The organism is Nostoc sp. NZL (assembly GCF_015714705.1).
GTDB classification, from domain to species: Bacteria; Cyanobacteriota; Cyanobacteriia; order Cyanobacteriales; family Nostocaceae; genus Nostoc; species Nostoc foliaceum_A.
The window spans coordinates 1-17337 of the sequence record NZ_WBKL01000155.1; the positions used below are offsets into that span (position 1 = coordinate 1).

The 17337-nt window shown below is 42.4% G+C and carries 14 protein-coding genes and 1 pseudogene; 7 read left to right on the forward strand and 8 right to left on the reverse strand.

What is annotated here, in order from left to right; translation table 11 throughout:
- Positions 1-203 precede the first annotated feature (203 nt).
- On the forward strand, positions 204-572 hold the full coding sequence (locus tag F8R90_RS21990; protein WP_190899047.1) for an STAS domain-containing protein: 369 nt from the start codon (positions 204-206) through the stop codon (positions 570-572).
- 63 nt (positions 573-635) lie between these two features.
- Here the strand turns inward: F8R90_RS21990 and F8R90_RS21995 are convergent, their stop codons facing one another.
- A complete protein-coding gene (locus F8R90_RS21995; protein WP_196512457.1) occupies positions 636-1229 on the reverse strand; it encodes a chromophore lyase CpcT/CpeT in 594 nt (197 codons plus the stop codon).
- A gap of 203 nt (positions 1230-1432) precedes the next feature.
- On the opposite strand from F8R90_RS21995, the gene psb29 reads away from it, so the two are divergent.
- Positions 1433-2140, forward strand: a complete 708-nt coding sequence (gene psb29 / locus F8R90_RS22000; RefSeq protein ID WP_190899045.1) for a photosystem II biogenesis protein Psp29 — start codon at positions 1433-1435, stop codon at positions 2138-2140.
- Positions 2141-2215: 75 nt separating this feature from the next.
- On the opposite strand, the gene F8R90_RS22005 is transcribed toward psb29, so the two are convergent.
- The 4 genes from F8R90_RS22005 to F8R90_RS22020 form a co-directional block, all read right to left on the reverse strand.
- Positions 2216-2578 (reverse strand): phage holin family protein, encoded by a 363-nt coding sequence (locus F8R90_RS22005; RefSeq protein ID WP_190899043.1) that lies wholly within the window; start codon positions 2576-2578, stop codon positions 2216-2218.
- Positions 2579-2818: 240 nt separating this feature from the next.
- Entirely contained in the window at positions 2819-3517 is a 699-nt protein-coding gene (locus F8R90_RS22010) for an ExbD/TolR family protein (protein ID WP_196512458.1), read from the reverse strand.
- Positions 3518-3558: 41 nt separating this feature from the next.
- Complete coding sequence (locus tag F8R90_RS22015) at positions 3559-4287, reverse strand: MotA/TolQ/ExbB proton channel family protein (RefSeq protein ID WP_196512459.1); 729 nt, start codon at positions 4285-4287, stop codon at positions 3559-3561.
- Positions 4288-4441: 154 nt separating this feature from the next.
- Positions 4442-6640: a sensor histidine kinase gene (locus tag F8R90_RS22020; RefSeq protein ID WP_196512460.1), complete on the reverse strand. Its 2199-nt coding sequence runs from the start codon at positions 6638-6640 to the stop codon at positions 4442-4444.
- 290 nt (positions 6641-6930) lie between these two features.
- Here F8R90_RS22020 and F8R90_RS22025 point away from each other — a divergent pair, with 290 nt between their 5' ends.
- Entirely contained in the window at positions 6931-7245 is a 315-nt protein-coding gene (locus tag F8R90_RS22025; RefSeq protein WP_196512461.1) for a YkvA family protein, read from the forward strand.
- A 101-nt stretch (positions 7246-7346) separates the two neighbouring features.
- Here the strand turns inward: F8R90_RS22025 and F8R90_RS22030 are convergent.
- Together F8R90_RS22030 and F8R90_RS22035 are read right to left on the reverse strand one after the other, a co-directional pair.
- A pseudogene (locus F8R90_RS22030) lies at positions 7347-7724 on the reverse strand (GxxExxY protein).
- A gap of 77 nt (positions 7725-7801) precedes the next feature.
- Positions 7802-11008, reverse strand: coding sequence for a glycoside hydrolase family 15 protein (locus F8R90_RS22035; protein ID WP_196512462.1), 3207 nt, complete (start codon positions 11006-11008; stop codon positions 7802-7804).
- Between the two features lie 368 nt (positions 11009-11376).
- Here F8R90_RS22035 and F8R90_RS33525 point away from each other — a divergent pair, with 368 nt between their 5' ends.
- The 4 genes from F8R90_RS33525 to F8R90_RS22050 all read left to right on the forward strand — a co-directional run bounded on the left by F8R90_RS33525 (position 11377) and on the right by F8R90_RS22050 (position 15817).
- The gene (locus F8R90_RS33525; protein ID WP_269141785.1) at positions 11377-11511 is read left to right on the forward strand and encodes a hypothetical protein; all 135 of its coding nucleotides are present in this window, start codon (positions 11377-11379) and stop codon (positions 11509-11511) included.
- A gap of 800 nt (positions 11512-12311) precedes the next feature.
- Positions 12312-13664: a magnesium transporter gene (gene mgtE / locus F8R90_RS22040; RefSeq protein WP_190900217.1), complete on the forward strand. Its 1353-nt coding sequence runs from the start codon at positions 12312-12314 to the stop codon at positions 13662-13664.
- 199 nt (positions 13665-13863) lie between these two features.
- Entirely contained in the window at positions 13864-14898 is a 1035-nt protein-coding gene (locus tag F8R90_RS22045) for an aspartate carbamoyltransferase catalytic subunit (protein WP_196512463.1), read from the forward strand.
- 478 nt (positions 14899-15376) lie between these two features.
- A complete protein-coding gene (locus F8R90_RS22050) occupies positions 15377-15817 on the forward strand; it encodes a pentapeptide repeat-containing protein (protein WP_190900221.1) in 441 nt (146 codons plus the stop codon).
- A gap of 70 nt (positions 15818-15887) precedes the next feature.
- Here the strand turns inward: F8R90_RS22050 and F8R90_RS22055 are convergent, their stop codons facing one another.
- Positions 15888-17228 (reverse strand): TldD/PmbA family protein, encoded by a 1341-nt coding sequence (locus tag F8R90_RS22055; protein WP_196512464.1) that lies wholly within the window; start codon positions 17226-17228, stop codon positions 15888-15890.
- Positions 17229-17337 lie beyond the last annotated feature (109 nt).

Consider the following 17337-nt stretch of genomic DNA (forward strand, 5'->3'; position numbering starts at 1 on the left):
CCCCTGCTTCTTCCCCACTCCCCACTCCCCCACTCCCTCTTTGAATTGCTACTCAGCACTATTTTGGTGAGTTAAACTACTAAAAGTAAGCACTTAGAAGAAAAAAGTGACAATTTTAGCTATAGCTTGTTAATCTCAAGTGACAGCATTAGACAATTCTGTAACTAGTTAATCTTAAAAGGAATGCCACGGGGAGGGCTTTAGTGATTCATATAGACCAAAAAAGTTATACAACCCAAGACGGAAACGCCGTTATTGTCCTGACACCAGCAGGTCGCTTAGACATTACCACTGCTTGGCAATTTCGCCTGAAGTTACAGGAGTGTATTTCCAAACTCAGTCGCCATGTAGTTGTAAATCTGGCTCAGGTAAATTTTATTGATAGTTCTGGTCTTACATCTTTGGTAGCTGGGATGCGTGATGCTGATAAAGTCAAGGGCAGTTTCCGCATCTGCAATGTACATCCAGAAGCCAAACTCGTGTTTGAAGTTACGATGATGGATACTGTCTTTGAAATCTTTGAAACAGAAGAGGAAGCTTTAGAAGGTGTACCTCGTAGCATCGCTAGCTAAAAAAGAATTAGGAGTTAATTCAGAACTCATAATTCATAATTCATGAATCATAAATTTATCTTATCAATATTGATTTCGTTTGGTGTAGCGATAAGGCCCCATAATCGCTCCCCAAGTTGCTTTTCCAGTTGCTGGATCAATTCCTTTGTCGTAGCTGTGAAATTCTGTCGCAGTGGTTTCAAACCCCAAGGAAACATATCGGCTACTGCCAAGATAAGTAAAGCTGCAACGAGCCTCTGGTAGCGGGGTTGCTGTAAACTTATAGCGATCGCAGGCTAGTGTTTCCTGAGCTACTGTTAGAATACAATCTGGTAGTAAATCTAATTGTTCGGGTGTCAGTGTGTCCAGTAGAGCAGGATTATGACCTGCACCTCTTAGTGAGCCTGGATCTTGCGGCATGTAGTATTGTACTTCCAGAGATGTGTCATTGCTACCCTGACGCAACCGCATAATTCGCTGGCGGTAAGATTGATCTGGGGTTATAACGTTAGCCTGTTCGGCAAACAGGGTAATGCTATCTTCTGTGAACAGATTAATTGGTCTTTGCCACAGACGGAGATGGACATACCAAATTGGTTCTCCTATGGCTTGTTCCTGATTATCAAATTCACCAGCTAAATACTCACCTAAAGCAATTAACTGTGGCGAGAAGTTCATAAATGCGATCAACAAATTATTAAGGATCAAATTTTCGGCTAGTTTTTTAGAGGAAAAGGTCTTAATCCCCTGTGGCTACTAGCTTATAAAATACTTCTAATTTGTCTCCATTGTAAATGAAACCGTCACCAGCCAAAAGCTCAACTTGGCAAAGTAGCCTTTAAGCGAGAAAATAAAGATACGTCGCCCTTAACATTTTCTTTGTGAATAACGTCCGTACTGTCTCTGATACAAAACGAACTTTTTACAATCTTCACACCCGTCCGATTAACACTATTTATCGTCGGGTAGTAGAAGAATTGATGGTGGAAATGCATCTGCTGTCAGTAAATATCGATTTTAGCTACAATCCAATTTATGCCTTGGGCGTCGTCACTACCTTTGACCGCTTCATGCAAGGCTATCAACCAGAACGGGATCAAGAATCAATTTTTAACGCCCTATGTCGGGCTATAGAACAAGATCCGCAACATTATCGACAGGATGCTCAAAGACTGCAAACTGTAGCTAAAGGTTTGCCAGTTAAAGATTTAATTGCGTGGCTGGGCCAAACCACTTACCTAGATCGAGATGCTGACTTGCAGGCACAACTGCAAGCGATCGCCAACAATCCTAACTTTAAATACAACCGTTTGTTCGCAATTGGTGTATTTTCGTTATTGGAACAGTCAGATCCTGAATTAGTCAAAGATGAAAAGCAACTCACGGAGGCGCTGAAAGCGATCGCTGCTGGCTTGCACTTATCTGATGACAAACTCAATAAGGATTTGGAGCTATACCGTTCTAACCTAGAAAAAATGGCGCAAGCACTGGTGGTGATGGCAGATATGCTCTCAGCCGATCGCAAAAAACGCGAACAACGTAAACAACAATCAACTACCCCCGTTGCTCCCCCAAGTTCCAACGAATAGTTAGGAGATAGTAGTTAGGAGTTAGGAGTTATTAACAACTCATCACTCCTAACTTCTCACTCCTCACTATTTATTTTAAACACCCAATAATTTATAGATTATGCTGTTAATTATAGTCAGCGCAAATGCTCCAATAACAGCACTCCAAATCCCGTAACGCAAGCGAAAGCCTTCTACTAACCAAGCAGCAATACTAAAACAAACCACGGCAATCATAAATGTGAAAATGCCGGATAACAAGTCCAATGTGAGTAAATTCGGTACTGCAAAGACGAGGCTTAAAATCGGTCTGACTATTGCCGTCACGATACCAAGCACTGCGGCAGAAAGGAAGGCTTTACCAGGAGTGTCAATTTCAACTCCTAAAGGTAATTTACTAATTATCAACAGGCTGATAGCTGTTACTACCCAAACAATTAAAAGCGTCACGATATTCATGCCACAACCCCTGAAACGTGAATGGCAATTGGTGATAAATTACTTCAGTTTATCGATGAAAAAATCTTTAAAGCTCAACCAATTATTTGTAAATTAGCAGAAATTTTGTCGCTAACTGAATTTTGTTTTAGATATCTTTAGGATTGGGAAAAAGCTTTAGGGGAAGTGGGGAGTAGGGAATGAGGAAGCAGGGGAGGCAAGGGGAGAAATAACCAATACCCCATGCCCCATGCTCCTATCTCATCTTTGAAGAGGAGGTTGGGTTTGCTGAGGTGCTACAGGCGCTTGGGATGCTGGTGGGTTGGAAATACCAGGATTGATAGGACTGATGCCTTGTCCAGTTGGAGGCTGGCTGATGCCAGGAAGAGGTACGGAGTTAGGTGCTAAGGGAAATTTAGGGGCAAGATTCCCTTCGGGATTGATGCCGGGAACTGGTGCGGTTGTGGGTAGGGGTGCTGCACCAGGATTGATTGGGAAAGAGGGGATATTTGGCTGGTTAAGTGAATTTGTGGGTAGTTGAGATGGGCCAGGAATAATTCCTAAAGAAACGCGATCGCCTCCTACTTGCCGTAGCAAATCTAATGTCTCAATCACATCATTATAAGTTGCTGTCCGCGAAGCATTCAGCACCACAACCGCACTGGGATTTTGTTGGAGATACTGTTTTAACCTCACTCCCAAATCATCCCGTTTTACAGGCTGTTTTTCTATGTAAGTATTGCCAACGGCATCGATAGTTACAATCAAATTTCCACTTTGTGATGTTATTCCAGATACTGTACTGGGGCTGGCTTTGGGCAAATCAACATTTATTGCCTGTTGGCGCGTAAATTGTAATGCCGCTAACAAAAAAAACGTCAGAATACAAAAAACAACATCAATTAAAGGGATGATTTGAATTTGGACTTCTTCAATTGGGGTATGTAGATTAACTTTCATTTTCTCAATTTAAACGCCTGGATTTGGGGTTGAATTATTGACTAATTAGGGGCATTCGGGGGTTCAGGTGGTTCAGAAAACCTAGTCTTTCCTGGCTTGCGGGGTGGAGTGAAATTTTCCCGCACCATTGCTGATGCACTATTACTAAAATCAGGTGGGGACTGGCGGTAGAGCAATTCCATCTCATTCCCTGCCTTACGAAAAACTTTGACTTGGTTGACTACAAAACTTTGAAATAGGCGGTAAAATACCAAACTAATGATGGCAACTATTAGCCCCGCTGCCGTACTAATTAAGGATTCACCAATACCAGTAGTTACCCCGGCGGTAGATTCGGTTCCCAAATCGCCAATCCGAATTGAGCGCAGAGACTGGATTAGACCCAGAACTGTACCTAATAATCCCAGCAGGGGCGCGAGGGCAATCACGGCTTCTAAAAGCTTTTCGCCCCGCCGCATTCCAGCCAATTCATCTTCTGCTGTGGACTCCAATGCTAATCGAAAGGTTTCTGCATCAGTTTTTGGAAAACGTAAGGGGGCGTAGAGAAAACGCCCGACAGGCTGATGGCTTGCTTGTCTGGCAATATCCGCAGCTATTTGCCAATTATCCTGGGCAGCAACTAGGATGCGATCGACTATTTGCTTTTCCTGAGTCAAAATTCGCAGCCAGAACCACAAACGCTCAAAAATCACACTCAAAGACAGAATCGACAGAACAAGTAAAGGCCACATCGCTGGCCCGCCCTTATAAAACAAATCTAAAATATCCACTGTTTAAGTTTCCTCCCTCCATGACTAAAGCAAATGTGCTTAGGCATTTTAATTCTAGAGATTAATGCAAAATGAGGGACTTCCAAAATATAAATTTACCGAAAACCTAAAAATACAGTGCAAGCAAATACAGTGCAAGCATAGCGTATTTGACTTAGACTGCTGGACAAACTTGTTGCTGGGTAGGCAGTTGAATGATAAACTCACTTCCTTCACCAAGAGTAGAAAAACATTCCAATTTGCCACCATGCTTTTCGGTGATAATTTGATAGCTGATTGCCATGCCCATGCCTGTTCCTTTGCCTACAGGTTTGGTGGTGAAGAAAGGATTGAAAATGCGGTTTTTAACCTGTTCTGGCATTCCCCCGGCATTATCAGCGATCGCAATTTCCACTGACTGCGAATTGCTCATTGAGGTGCGGATGATAATCTGACTGGGATTTGCCTCCATTTCCTGAACAGTGCGATTGGCGTTTACTTCGTCTAAGGCATCGATCGCATTCACCAGAATATTCATCAAAACTTGATTGAGTTGTCCGGGATAGCATTCTACTTGGGGTAACTTGCCATAATCTCGAATCAATACAATTGCTGGGCGTTCTGGTTTGTCTTTCAGACGGTATTGCAAAATCAACAGCGTACTTTCAATTCCTTCATGAAGGTCAACTGCTTTGAATTCTGCTTCATCTATCCGAGAAAAGTTCCGTAGTGATAACACAATGTTCCGAATCCGATCAGTACCCATTTTCATAGAAGTTAGCATCTTCTGTAAATCCTCGATCAAAAACTCCAGATCGATTTCTTCAGCTAACGCTTGCACCTCTGGATCGTTGCTGGGATGACGTTGTTGGTAAAGCTGGATCATCCTGAGCAAATCTTGAGTGTATTCGTTTAAATAAGTAATATTGCCGTGAATAAAGTTTACCGGATTGTTGATTTCATGGGCAACACCTGCCACCAGTTGACCCAGGCTAGACATCTTTTCACTTTGAACCATTTGGGCTTGAGTGTGCTGCAATTCAGTCAAGGCGGTTTTAAGTTCGGTGGTGCGTTCTTCTACTCTGTCTTCTAACTCTGCCTTACCATTTTCTAGTGCTGTAAAAGATTCGCGTAATTGCCCTGCCATGTGATTAAAGGAGTGAGCAAGTACATTGAGTTCTTGAATGTTTTTGATATCTAAGGTTTGGTCTAAATTGCCTGATGCCATTGCCTGACTTGCTCGGTTCATTTGCAAAATCGGCTGTGTAATCCAATGGGAGGTTAAATAGCCCATGAAGGTTGCTACAGCCAATGCTCCGAGACAGAGCAAAATGGTAGTGCGGGTGTTGGCGTTGATTTGTGCCATAAAAACGTGTTCCGGCACACTCACCACTACTAGCCAATCCAATCCATATTGGTCACGCCAGGGGGTAACATTAACAAAAATTGATTCTCCTTGCCAATTAAGTTGCAGTTTTTTGGATTCGGTGATGGATTCAAAGCCATTGAAGGTTTGTTGAATTTGTTTGGCAATGGACTGAACTGAAGGATCAGGACTGTCGGTGGCTTTTACTCGTCGAATATCTTCCTTGACCAGGGTAAAAGGCTGCTGCGTGCTAGAGTTCGCTATCAACATCCCATTTCGCTCCAGAATGAAAACCTGTCCAGAGCGGCTAACATCTAAACGCCGTAAAAATTCGCTCAATTTTATTAAATGGATATCTGCTGCAACCATCCCCAGTAATCGATTCTGCGCGTCATAAATGGGATGACCTGCTGAAGCAGCGATGTATGGATGATTGGGATAATTCAAAATATAAATTCGTGACCAGATGGGTTTACCAGCTTTTACGGGTTCGGTATACCAAGTTTCCTTGAAGTTGTCCCAATCATAAATAGTAGTGACATGGGTGCGATCGCCTTGGTCATCTGTGGCGTAGTTGTAGGCATTTTTCGGAGGCTTGGCGCTCCAATCATCAATCGTCACAGTTTTGCCATCGTAACGGGCGGCTCCTGTGCCTTCACCTGTGGTTAGTCCAATGCCGATGTAAGTCAGGTCATAAGCCTGCATTTGTTTGGAGAAATACTTTCCCACAGTTTTGCGATCGCGCACATCTAATAATCCCATCTGAATGGCATCAGCATTAATCTGGCTCACTTTATGGGGAATAGATAGATAAGAATTTAAATGTTGATCTACTATATTGCTAGTTCGCTCCATCAACTGGTCTGCCAAGTCGTTGACGGCTTTCTGTCCATTCTTAAATGACAAATAACCTACTAAACCCACTGCTCCAAATATTTGTAAGACAAAAGGAATAATCAGAACTATCTGTAGTGGGATTTTAGATATGCCAAAGTGATGCTTCTTCATCGGTAGGTTTCATCCTGCGTTAGTGCTTCGCCTTCTTAAAAGCAGTTAAATCTCCATTAAAAAGGCGAAAGTTGAGATTTATATAGCTAGGATTCCCCTCTAAAATCCACAATCAACATCCATACAATTTATTTGTTGTCAGGGAATTATTAGACTGTTGTGCAGAATCACAGAGTTGGTTTTTGATGACAGATTACGAGTAGCGTCTTCCAGACTAACTAGGGCGGTTATTCCCACCGGGAGTTTTTAGGATAATTTGTCAAAATAAAAGATAACTGGAGGTTCAAAATATGAAATTTTCAATCCAATCACTTTACACTTGGTATCGCAATTTGCTTCGTAACCCCAAGTACCGTTGGTGGGTAATTTTAGGAACGTTAGTTTATTTGGTCAGCCCAATTGATATTGCCCCTGACTTTATACCTGTTGTGGGACAGATTGATGATGTTTTCCTTTTGACCCTGCTAGTTAGTGAAGTATCTGGACTGGTAATTGAAGGCTGGAAAGCTCGTAAGGGTGATGTGGGCACTGAAGCATCTAATAGTACTGAGGCTTCTACCTCCACTGCAAGCACCATTGATGTTGATGCTGTTTCTGTTAAGTAATAAATTTAACAAAACCCCTGCTTTTGGAATCTGAGGTGGGGGATATTTTTTTTTAACGCAGAGGAACGCAAAGGGAAGCGCAGAGGTTCGCAAAGGGGGAGTTAGAGGTTGTTGGCTACGCGTTTTATACCTTCTTTGAGGTGGAGGACGTTAAAGTTGAGGAGAAGACCTAGTTTGCAGTTTGCTAGTTTGAGATAGGTTAGGAGTTGGATGGAGTGAATCGGGTGGAAGGATTCTACAGATTTAATCTCTACAATTACTTTGTTTTCGACTATCAAATCTCATCGATAAACGCATTCCAATTGCACATCTTGGTAAACTAAAGGCAATGGAATTTGCTTACCAACATTCAACCCGGCTTTGTTCAACTCATAATTCAAACACTCCTCATAAGCCGACTCCAACAAACCAGGCCCCAAAGCAGTATGCACCCTCATCGCACAACCAATAATCACCCCACTCAAATCATTCTCTCTTATCCTCTGCGTTTCCCTTTGCGCGACGGCAGTCGCTACAACGGGGGGAACCCCCGCAACGCGCTGCCTCCCCTCTGCGTTTAAAAATCTTTCACAAATTCCGTCAAGAACCTGAATGCCTTCAAAATATAACTAGCGCAATCTCTAGGAGAAGTGTTGTAAAACGATCGCCATGCACTAGCTTTATCTTCATCATAGCGATCGCTGCGATGAGTATGATTTTCTAGCCACGCCAATCGCACGGCATGACCAATTAACACATCCAACACGATATATTCTTCAATTTGCAGCTTGGGATTATTGGCTGCGATCGCAGCTAATTCGATTAATGCTTCAATATTAACTTGGCGATATTCTGGAGCTTCGATTTTATTCAGCAAATGCTCAACTAACAGAGCAAAATTTCTTTCCCCTGCTGTCATTTCCGACAGCATTATCTCACTATCTAAACGATTGCGGCGTTCTAATTTATCGCCAATTACTAGACCCTTGCAATGTTGCATTAATAGCCAAACTTGCTTAAAAAATTCTTTTGGTACGCGCCCCGTCGCCCCCTCGGCTTGGCGAAACCGCCGCCAACCACCTGGGGGAACTTCTATTCCTTCTCCTATCGCTGGTGAGACTACCCAAGCAATATCACTTTCTTTTTGCTTGACGTGCAGTGATTCTTGCTGGCGTAACAGGTTACTCATGCCAGTATATCCAGTTAATACCTGACGCAAGCGCATTTTTACTTCAAAGGGTGAAAGTTGCATTAAGTAATCGTATGCTTCATCTTGAGTAACATGTAATTCCCGCGCTAGTTCGCTGGTGATCAATAAGATAAGATAGCCGACTCTCAGCGTTAGTAGTCCCTGAAATAGTTCGGGTTCTGAGCGAATTAAGATACCAAGATAGATTAAAATCTCTTGAGTAAGGACGCGATCGCGGATATCCTCACGACAAAAATGATTAATCTTATCGGCAATTTCATCGTGGGACATCGGTACGGTAATCAAGGACGCTTCACTGTAAGCTTTACCCACAGCAATTTGCTTACCCCGTACCAAAATACTCGTCACTGCATCTGATAGGCTGATATCAACCATTTGCCGTAACCCCGCAGCCCGGCGCACTACTGCCCAAATACCTAAGTCTCCAGCTTTGGTGTAAACTTCATCTAGTAAATCGCCTACGGTAACGCGATATCCTGGGCCACCGTACCCTGTATCAAATTCCATTCCCTGTAAGCGAGTCAAAGTTTGCAATAACTCAATTTGCTCGTAGATGTTCTCTGATGAGCGCAAATGAGAAAGTAATAACCCAAAGTTGGTTTCACACTCCATTTGAAATTCTTGGGTATGTCCTAAGCGCCAGTTTTTCTCAGGGTGATACGCTAAATAATAGCAACGTGGGCTAGCATTTTTCACTGGCGATCGCGAAAATTCTGCATTTGGGAGAAAATCAATTCTTTGGATTCCAGCTGTTAGCATTAGCTGATTTAGCCGCCCTAATTTCACCCGCACACCGTTACAAACCCCATCTTTCAGTTCTTGCATCAGTTCTAGTAATGCTTCAGAACCACTTTCTAACATGGTGTGCGTCAACATTAAAGTCAAAGTAGGACGTCCTAAATCGCTCCAATATTTTTGAATGTAAGCTAGTTCGCTTCTAATTTGATCCAGTAAAAAATGGTAATCAAGGGTTAGATAAAACTGCTGAGAATCTGAGAATGAAGGCAAAAATACAATTGTTTCACCACGAATCCGAAAGATTCTAGATGTTGTTAAACTCCGCAGCCGCCGCACTGGCCGCCCAGTTAAACCAAGTTTATCGTTACGTCCAATTTGGGTATAAATAGCTGAAAATTCTCCAGCTTTTCTCACCTGAATCGGTTCTACTTGGGTAGGCGTTTGTGCTTCAATACCGTGAACTTCTAGTTTTTTCTGTAAATCTTCGTCTTCTGCTAATAAGGCAATTTGTACCAATGCCTCGCGCTGTTTTCCCACACATAAATGTCTTCCCAAAGGATCGATGTCACCAACCGCCAGTAACCCTTCACTCAACATTTGACTGAGAAAATATAAACTCTGCGCCCACACCAAAGGAATATTTTCATTGGGCAAACGTGGTTGCGTTTGGGGTGCTAACTTTTCTGCCTCTATGTTTTCTGCTGGAACATAATAAAGTTCTGGCAATAAACGCAAACCATCTTGTTCTATGAGTAATGATTCTAAAAGCTCTTGGTATTTTTTAACTTGTTCTTGTTCGCCGCGAAATAATCCGTCTAGAACTAAATAAGTGAAAAACAACGGCCATTCGCATTCAATATGCTCAAATTGCTTGAGTTCCCACGGTTCGTAGTGCAAGCGCTGATGATCTTCTAAAACTGTTTGGTGTCCATCACGCAGGAAGCGTTTGCAGCCGTATTTACCTGCGAGTTTATTGATAATATCGTTTAAAGTGCGATTGCGTAACTCCAAATCTTCCACTGCAAAGGCAGGATAACTAATAATACTTAACAGCGCTGCATCAATTTCTTTGGAACCAGATTCTCTCGGTAGTAAGGATTCTAGGGTAATGCGGGCGCGGGCAATTTCATCTGGTAGCACATGAATCACCGATGCTTGACTACCACGCACACCAAACAAATCCAGTCCATTGATAGCTTCTAAAGCAGCTTTTGCCATACCTACGGAGCTGGCATTTAACTCAGCACTACCACGATTAATTTTATTCCCACGTTCCCAAATGCCGTAATCTGGTGTGCGGTAAGCTCGTCCAATGTAATAAACTAAATTTTGGACGAAATTCACTTCATCAATCGTATAGATTATTTGCAATCCCGCAGCCGTCATTTGCCCCAATATCAGTAAAAATATAGATGTGGCATCCAGTTGCAAATGTCCCCATTCGTCATCACCAACAACAATGTCACCGGTTGCGGTATTGTATTTGGCGTGCAATCCATCTAGTAGCGACTGAGTATGTTTAAATGTCTCTACTTTATGAGCTTGTCGCATCATCGCAAACAACAAACCGCGCATCAGTTTGATGACACTGTGTTCTAGTTCATAAGTGCGTCCCTGATCATCGTCAATCTTGCGGTATGCAAGTCCTAAACCCCAAACTGCCAAAATGCTGTAAACGTTGTCTCGCACCCAGGCATCTGTATAATCGCCGTGGGCTGTAATCGCTGTACTCGCAGGTAGTAAACCAGTAATCGGATTCTGCCGAGTCAGAATGATCGTTTTGATTTGCTGGTAGTAATAGTCCAGGCGAGTTAGCAATTTGGTAGATGTTTTCATGGTTTGGTTCAGAACTACTTGCAAAAATTGACCCTGTGACTGTCAAGTGAATTACCTAAACCAAGCCAGAATAAGTTCTGTAATGGTTGATGGGACAACAGCTAAGAGTGGTGTGAGTTTATTATTATCTCCTGTTAATACGCCTCTGGGTACTTAATTTTAGCGATCGCAAATTAAAATATGATATTTGTTCAAACCTTCATTGCTACGTATGAGATTTTATACCTGTCCTTACATAATTTATGATAATTCTAAAGAAGGATCAAAAATCTTTCAAAAGAGGCAACATGAGCCAAAAAAATATTGACTAAATTATAGGTATAAAAGCCTTTTAACACAAAATAACTCTGTAGAAAAGGAGATTAATTATGTCTCTGCGTTACAACGAAAATCATGCTCTCTTGGTAAAAGTAGTTTATTCCCAAGTTAAAGTTAACGGCAAAATTGAGCTAGTACCATTGGAGCTATACGCTGATGGTTCGCTTAAGCGGTGTATTGGGTGAAAATTAGGAATTAAGCGTTAGGAACTGTCTATATATCAGTTTCTTCTTGAGAGCTATTAAGCTGATGCGCGTCTAAAGTATATAAACACTCTTGATGGTCGTTAACTGTTGACTGTTGACAGTCATCAGTAATTAGTTAAATGTACAAATTAAATGCGTAACAGCTTATCTCTACTTTTCACTCTAGATAAGTGAAGTTAAGACTGGTAAATACTGAGTTATTGCCGATATGGGAACGATTGCTTTATACCTGCTTTCCTGCACGCGCCAACCAATGGCTGGCTGCTAGCAGTGGATTGCATCTGAAGCGATGCCTAGGTTGGGCTACGCCTACGCCAAAGCTCAAACATATTACCGCAACTATGAAGTCAAACCTGCTAACCCATTTCTGATTCTTAGTCGTCCAGGTGACTATGCATGAAGTTGCTTGATACGAATTACTACTTATTGATATTGTAAATATTTTAACTATGTAAATTTTGCGAGTAAATTCGTTGATTGGCTTGACATAGCTTGTAGTAGTAGTAAAATCTACTTTAAGTGACACGAGAATTTCCTGAAACTCAGGATAATTACATTACTTGCTAATGAGGAATATCACAGTTACTGAAGGCTAATATTCAGTATCTACCGGAGAGTGCTATTCCGGGTTAGGATGATGACTAGCGATGGCTTAATTTAAATATCGATATTGAATTGTTGAAATTTTATGGGCAATAGTCCACCAGATGGCAGTATCAACCTCCTCTGAGCTGGCGAGGAAGTCTCCCAGCGCGGGGGAGACTTAGGAGATATATCTCATGCTCACACAAGATATTCGTGATTTGCTGACTGATACTACCGATTTAAACCAATTGAAATGGGATTTAAATCGCTTGCAACCTGTGGATGTGGGAGAATACATTACACAATTGCCTGAGAAACAACGCGCGATCGCATTCCGTTTACTCAACAAAGCTCAGGCAATTGATGTATTTGAATATCTGCCAACAGAGGTTCAGGAAGAACTAATTAATTCTCTGCATGATGTCCAGGTAGTGCAACTTGTAGAAGCGATGAGTCCCGACGAACGGGCAGAATTGTTTGATGAACTACCTGCTGGGGTAATCAAACGACTATTGCAAGAATTGAGTCCAGAACAAAGGCAAGCAACAGCAACAATTCTCGGCTATCCAGAAGGCACCGCTGGGCGGGTGATGACGACAGAGTATGTCCGGTTGCGGCAAGGATTGACTGTAGGTGAAGCCCTGAGCAAAATTCGCCGTCAAGACCAAGACAAGGAGTCGATTTACTACGCCTATGTTACAGATGACAACCGGACTCTGGTAAGAGTAGTTTCACTGCGCCAATTGCTGTTTACCTTTCCCGATGTTTTCATCAAGGATATTGCTAGCGATCGCGTCATCAAAGTTAGAACTGAAACCCCTCAAGAAGAAGTGGCGCGAATCATGCAGCGCTACGACTTAATTGCTATCCCCGTGGTTGATCGAGAAGACCGATTGGTTGGTATCGTCACAATTGATGATGTGATGGATATTTTGCAAGAGGAAGCCACAGAAGATATCCAAAAACTGGCGGGTGTCAGTGGTGATGAAGCTGCTTTGTCCTCTCCCTTGCTCACTATCCGCAACCGCTTGCCTTGGCTGTTAGGCATCATGGCAATGTATATTGGTGCAGCCAGTGCGATCGCGCCTTTCCAATCTGTAATCGCCGCAGTGCCAGTTCTAGCAGTCATCATGCCAATTTTTTCTAACACAGGTGGCACTGTTGGTATTCAATCATTAACGGTGACAATCCGGGGTTTAGGGGTGGGTGAGGTAACACCCAAAGATACCTTGAAAATTCTCCGCAAAGAACTTCTAGCAGGATTAGGCACAGCCGTAGTTTTAGCCATGACGATGATGCTGCTTTCCTTAATTTGGGCACGACCCCAAGAGCGATGGGTGGCTTTAATTGCCGGCATGGTAATGGCAACTAATACAATTGTGGCTGTTACACTCGGCACTTTACTGCCAATGGGTTTGAAACGACTGAAGCTTGACCCTGCCTTGGTTAGTGGCCCTTTAGTAACTACAATGCTAGATACAATTGGGTTTTTAACATTCCTCACCCTGATTTCTGGTGCTTTGAATGTTTTTCATTTACCAACTTAATCGACGTATATATAGTAAGGGTATACAGCTGTGCACCCCTACCGAATATTCAATCAAACTATATAAATCCTTCATGCTGTAGAGAACAGATAGCTAATTTGATAGAAGACAGGTGATATCATTTCCTCTGCATATGTAAATTAAAAAGGTGTAGAGACGCGACCGCTCGAATCTCTATGCAGGAAACTGATTGCTATTTATGCCTACTACTACCTGGAATCGTCATCACGTTCTTTCCTTAGCTGACTTCACTACCGCTGAATATGATACTGTTTTGCAAACTGCTGCTAGTTTTCAAGAGGTACTATCACGGCGGACGAAGAAAGTGCCAACTTTGCAGGGACAGGTGGTGGCGAATTTATTTTTTGAATCTTCTACGCGCACTCGCAGCAGTTTTGAACTCGCCGCGAAACGCTTAAGTGCAGATACACTGAACTTCGCCGCAGCCACTTCCTCAATGACTAAGGGAGAGACAATTCTCGACACGGCAAAGACCTATTTGGCCATGGGAACTGATATTATGGTAGTCCGCCATCGAGAGGCAGGAGTACCGAATGCGATCGCGGCTGAAATGGATCGTTTAGGTGTACGAGTTAGTGTTCTCAATGCTGGTGATGGTCAACATGAGCATCCTTCTCAAGCACTGCTAGACTTATTTACCATTTGTACGCTAATTGACCCAGCTAGTCCCCGACTGGAACTTTTAAAGGGAAAAAAGATTGCCATTGTTGGGGATATTCTCCATTCTCGTGTGGCGCGATCGAATATTTGGAGTTTAATTGCCAGTGGTGCCGAAGTGCATCTCGCAGCACCACCTACACTTTTACCCAAGTTATTTGCCGAGTATATTTCTGAAGAGTCAGGAGCTAGGAGTCAAGAGTCAGAAGTCAGGAGTTATTCCCCCAATCCCCAACTTTTTCTCCACTGGCAGCTAGAACCAGCTTTGCAGAATGCTGATTTTGTCATGACTTTGCGCTTGCAAAAGGAACGCATGACGGCTCATTTGCTGCCAAGTTTGCGAGAATATCATCAGCTGTTTGGTATTACACGCACAAAGCTGCAACTTTGTAAACCTAATGTCAAAGTTTTACATCCAGGCCCAGTTAACCGTGGTGTTGAAATTAGTTCTGAATTGATGGATGACCCAGAATTTAGTCTCATTCAATCGCAAGTTACTAGTGGTGTCGCTGTTCGTATGGCGCTGCTGTATTTGTTAGGTAGTGGCAAAGCTTAATATAATTTCCGTTTGCATACTTCTTCTAAAATACTGGCTTGGGTTGAGCGGAAGCGTTACCCAACAAAGGCTTGATAATGTTGGGTTCCTCTACGGGTCTACGTTTCTCAAACGCCACTCGCTACCCTGCGGTAACGCTAAAAGCGTAGCTTGCTTCCCCGCAGGGGTACAAGTCGGGAAACCCGCTGTTAGCGCCTGGCTCCCCAACCTACGCCAGTTTTAGTTTATAACCTTAACCCAAGTCTATTGACTGATATTATCCATTGAGGTTGGTAATCAGTAGTGGAAGTTGGGTATCATTTGCAATTCATAATATTATTCCCAGCTTATTCCCAGAGGACTAGCTTACGGAAGAATACTTAATCTTAAAGAAATTATGTATTCCTCCGATCGCATGAGGGCAGAATTCTCAAATTTTGGGACACTGGGATCGTAGAAGTCAAGAATCTAATGACTTTTAGAAGTGTCGGAGGTAAATATGAAACCAATCTTTTTGACGGCAGCAGCCTTACTTAGCACGCTATCTTTAGCTGCTCCCCTTTCCGTCAAAGCAGAAAACTCCGCCCCTGTCCGGCGCTTGCTGGAAACTAGAGAATGTTTTGGATGTAATTTAACAGGAGCAAACCTAAAAGGCGCTCATCTGATAGGTGTTGACCTGAGAAATGCAAATTTAAAAGGAGCTAATCTCGAAGGTGCTAACTTAGAAGGTGCTGATTTAACTGGTGCCAATTTAAAATCTGCTAATCTCACAGATGCCTTTGTCAGTGGTACTAGCTTAAATAATGCTAATCTCACCAATGTTGATTTGAGTAATGCGCATTTATATAATACTGAAGTAGATGGCGCAATTTTGGCTAATATTGATTTAAGCGGCGCTGACGTATTTAATACTGCCATTAGCGTCGGTGGTGAATATTAATGATGATTCATGATGTAAAAGTCATGAGTTAAGAGTTAAATTCAACTCTTAACTCTGCACTTTCTAAGTTTTACTCACCAGTAATTGACAGTTCATTAACCCAGATTTTAGGACAAACTCCTCCTGGCGTTAACTCTGCTTCTTTTTCTACATAAATAATTGACTTTAAGAGTTCCAAGAAATCACCAGCAACAGTTGCTGACTCTATACTCGTCCTGACACCCTTGTTAACTAGCCAACCATCAAACGGCAAAGAAAACGAACCTTGCAAGGATTTAACTCCAGCATGGAGAGCCTGTAAATCATCGATAAAAATCACATTTTCAGCAGTTTCTAAACTCAACTCTTCTTCAGGAGTTGCTGTTGTAAAAACGTGATAAAAATTTGGACTTACGCTGACTTTTGCACCAATACTTGCATTACCTGTTGGCTGGGCATTGAACCTTTTGGCAGTGCCTGCACTGTGGAGAAAACCTGTTAAAACGCCATTTTCAATCAGCGAAACCTTACGAGTAGGAGTTCCTTCACCATCAAAACTTTCTGCGCCTACGTTAGCTTGGTGTAGTGCATCATCATAAACTGAAAGCAGAGGGGTAGCAATTTCCTTACCTAAATCATCAGGAGTAGATAAGCTTTGGTTGTCCAAAATACTTTGGGCATTGAATAAGTTAGAAAAACCACCTAACAGACTTAAGAAAGCTTCCGGTGAGAAAACAACTCGATATTTACCAGTCTGAATTTTTTCATAATTCAAGTGACTGATAGTTTTATCTGCGGTTTCTTTGATGCAACCATTGATGTCTAGATTATCTAAACTTTGGTTGATTCTAAAAGCGCCTGCACTACGAGGCTTTTTTCCTTCTTCCTCAGTTTTGCTGTAAAGATAAACTGATGCTAAGGAGTGAGATTCAGTTCTCACAGCCCCGTCACTATTTAGATAAAACCTGTCAATATCCCTTTGCGATAACCCATTATAAGGCACACCTTTAATTGCTGGATGAGCTGCCAATAATTCTTTTTCAGCTACCAACAATCTTTCTATGAGTTCAGCAACAGGTGCTTGGGGTGTCTTATCCTGAGGTTTATTTGAAATAGGAACAGTAGCTTCTGGACTAAAATCAGGAACATTTTCCTTAACACCGAAAAAACTAGCTTCGTAGGCAGTTTTCAAAGCTAATTCCAGCCCTTTAGAATCTACATCTGTGGTGCTAGTGACACCCATTGTATTATCTTCATTCCAGACGCGAACAGTAACACCAGAGCGATTTGAGGCTTTGACTTGTTTTGGCTCACCTTGGTCTACTTGCACGCTAGTATCATCTACTGTTGAGCCATAAATGTCGAATTTCTTAATGCCAAGTTTATCAGCATTGTCCTTGGCAGAATTTGCAATTTCATTGATATTCGGCATAGTCAATTTTTAATTTGGGATTTTTTCGCTCCCTGCTTCAGCCTGGGAGTCTAATACTGGAAGGCTTCTGCCTCCTAGATAAATAAGTGGCAGAGGCACAAGGAAGGAA

Coding starts and splice junctions, on each gene's coding strand:
- F8R90_RS21995 (WP_196512457.1), bottom strand. CDS start 1,229: ATGAACTTCTCGCCACAGTTAATTGCTTTAGGTGAGTATTTAGCTGGT.
- F8R90_RS22005 (WP_190899043.1), bottom strand. CDS start 2,578: ATGAATATCGTGACGCTTTTAATTGTTTGGGTAGTAACAGCTATCAGC.
- F8R90_RS22010 (WP_196512458.1), bottom strand. CDS start 3,517: ATGAAAGTTAATCTACATACCCCAATTGAAGAAGTCCAAATTCAAATC.
- F8R90_RS22020 (WP_196512460.1), bottom strand. CDS start 6,640: ATGAAGAAGCATCACTTTGGCATATCTAAAATCCCACTACAGATAGTT.
- F8R90_RS22025 (WP_196512461.1), top strand. CDS start 6,931: ATGAAATTTTCAATCCAATCACTTTACACTTGGTATCGCAATTTGCTT.
- F8R90_RS22035 (WP_196512462.1), bottom strand. CDS start 11,008: ATGAAAACATCTACCAAATTGCTAACTCGCCTGGACTATTACTACCAG.
- F8R90_RS33525 (WP_269141785.1), top strand. CDS start 11,377: ATGTCTCTGCGTTACAACGAAAATCATGCTCTCTTGGTAAAAGTAGTT.
- mgtE (WP_190900217.1), top strand. CDS start 12,312: ATGCTCACACAAGATATTCGTGATTTGCTGACTGATACTACCGATTTA.
- F8R90_RS22045 (WP_196512463.1), top strand. CDS start 13,864: ATGCCTACTACTACCTGGAATCGTCATCACGTTCTTTCCTTAGCTGAC.
- F8R90_RS22050 (WP_190900221.1), top strand. CDS start 15,377: ATGAAACCAATCTTTTTGACGGCAGCAGCCTTACTTAGCACGCTATCT.
- F8R90_RS22055 (WP_196512464.1), bottom strand. CDS start 17,228: ATGCCGAATATCAATGAAATTGCAAATTCTGCCAAGGACAATGCTGAT.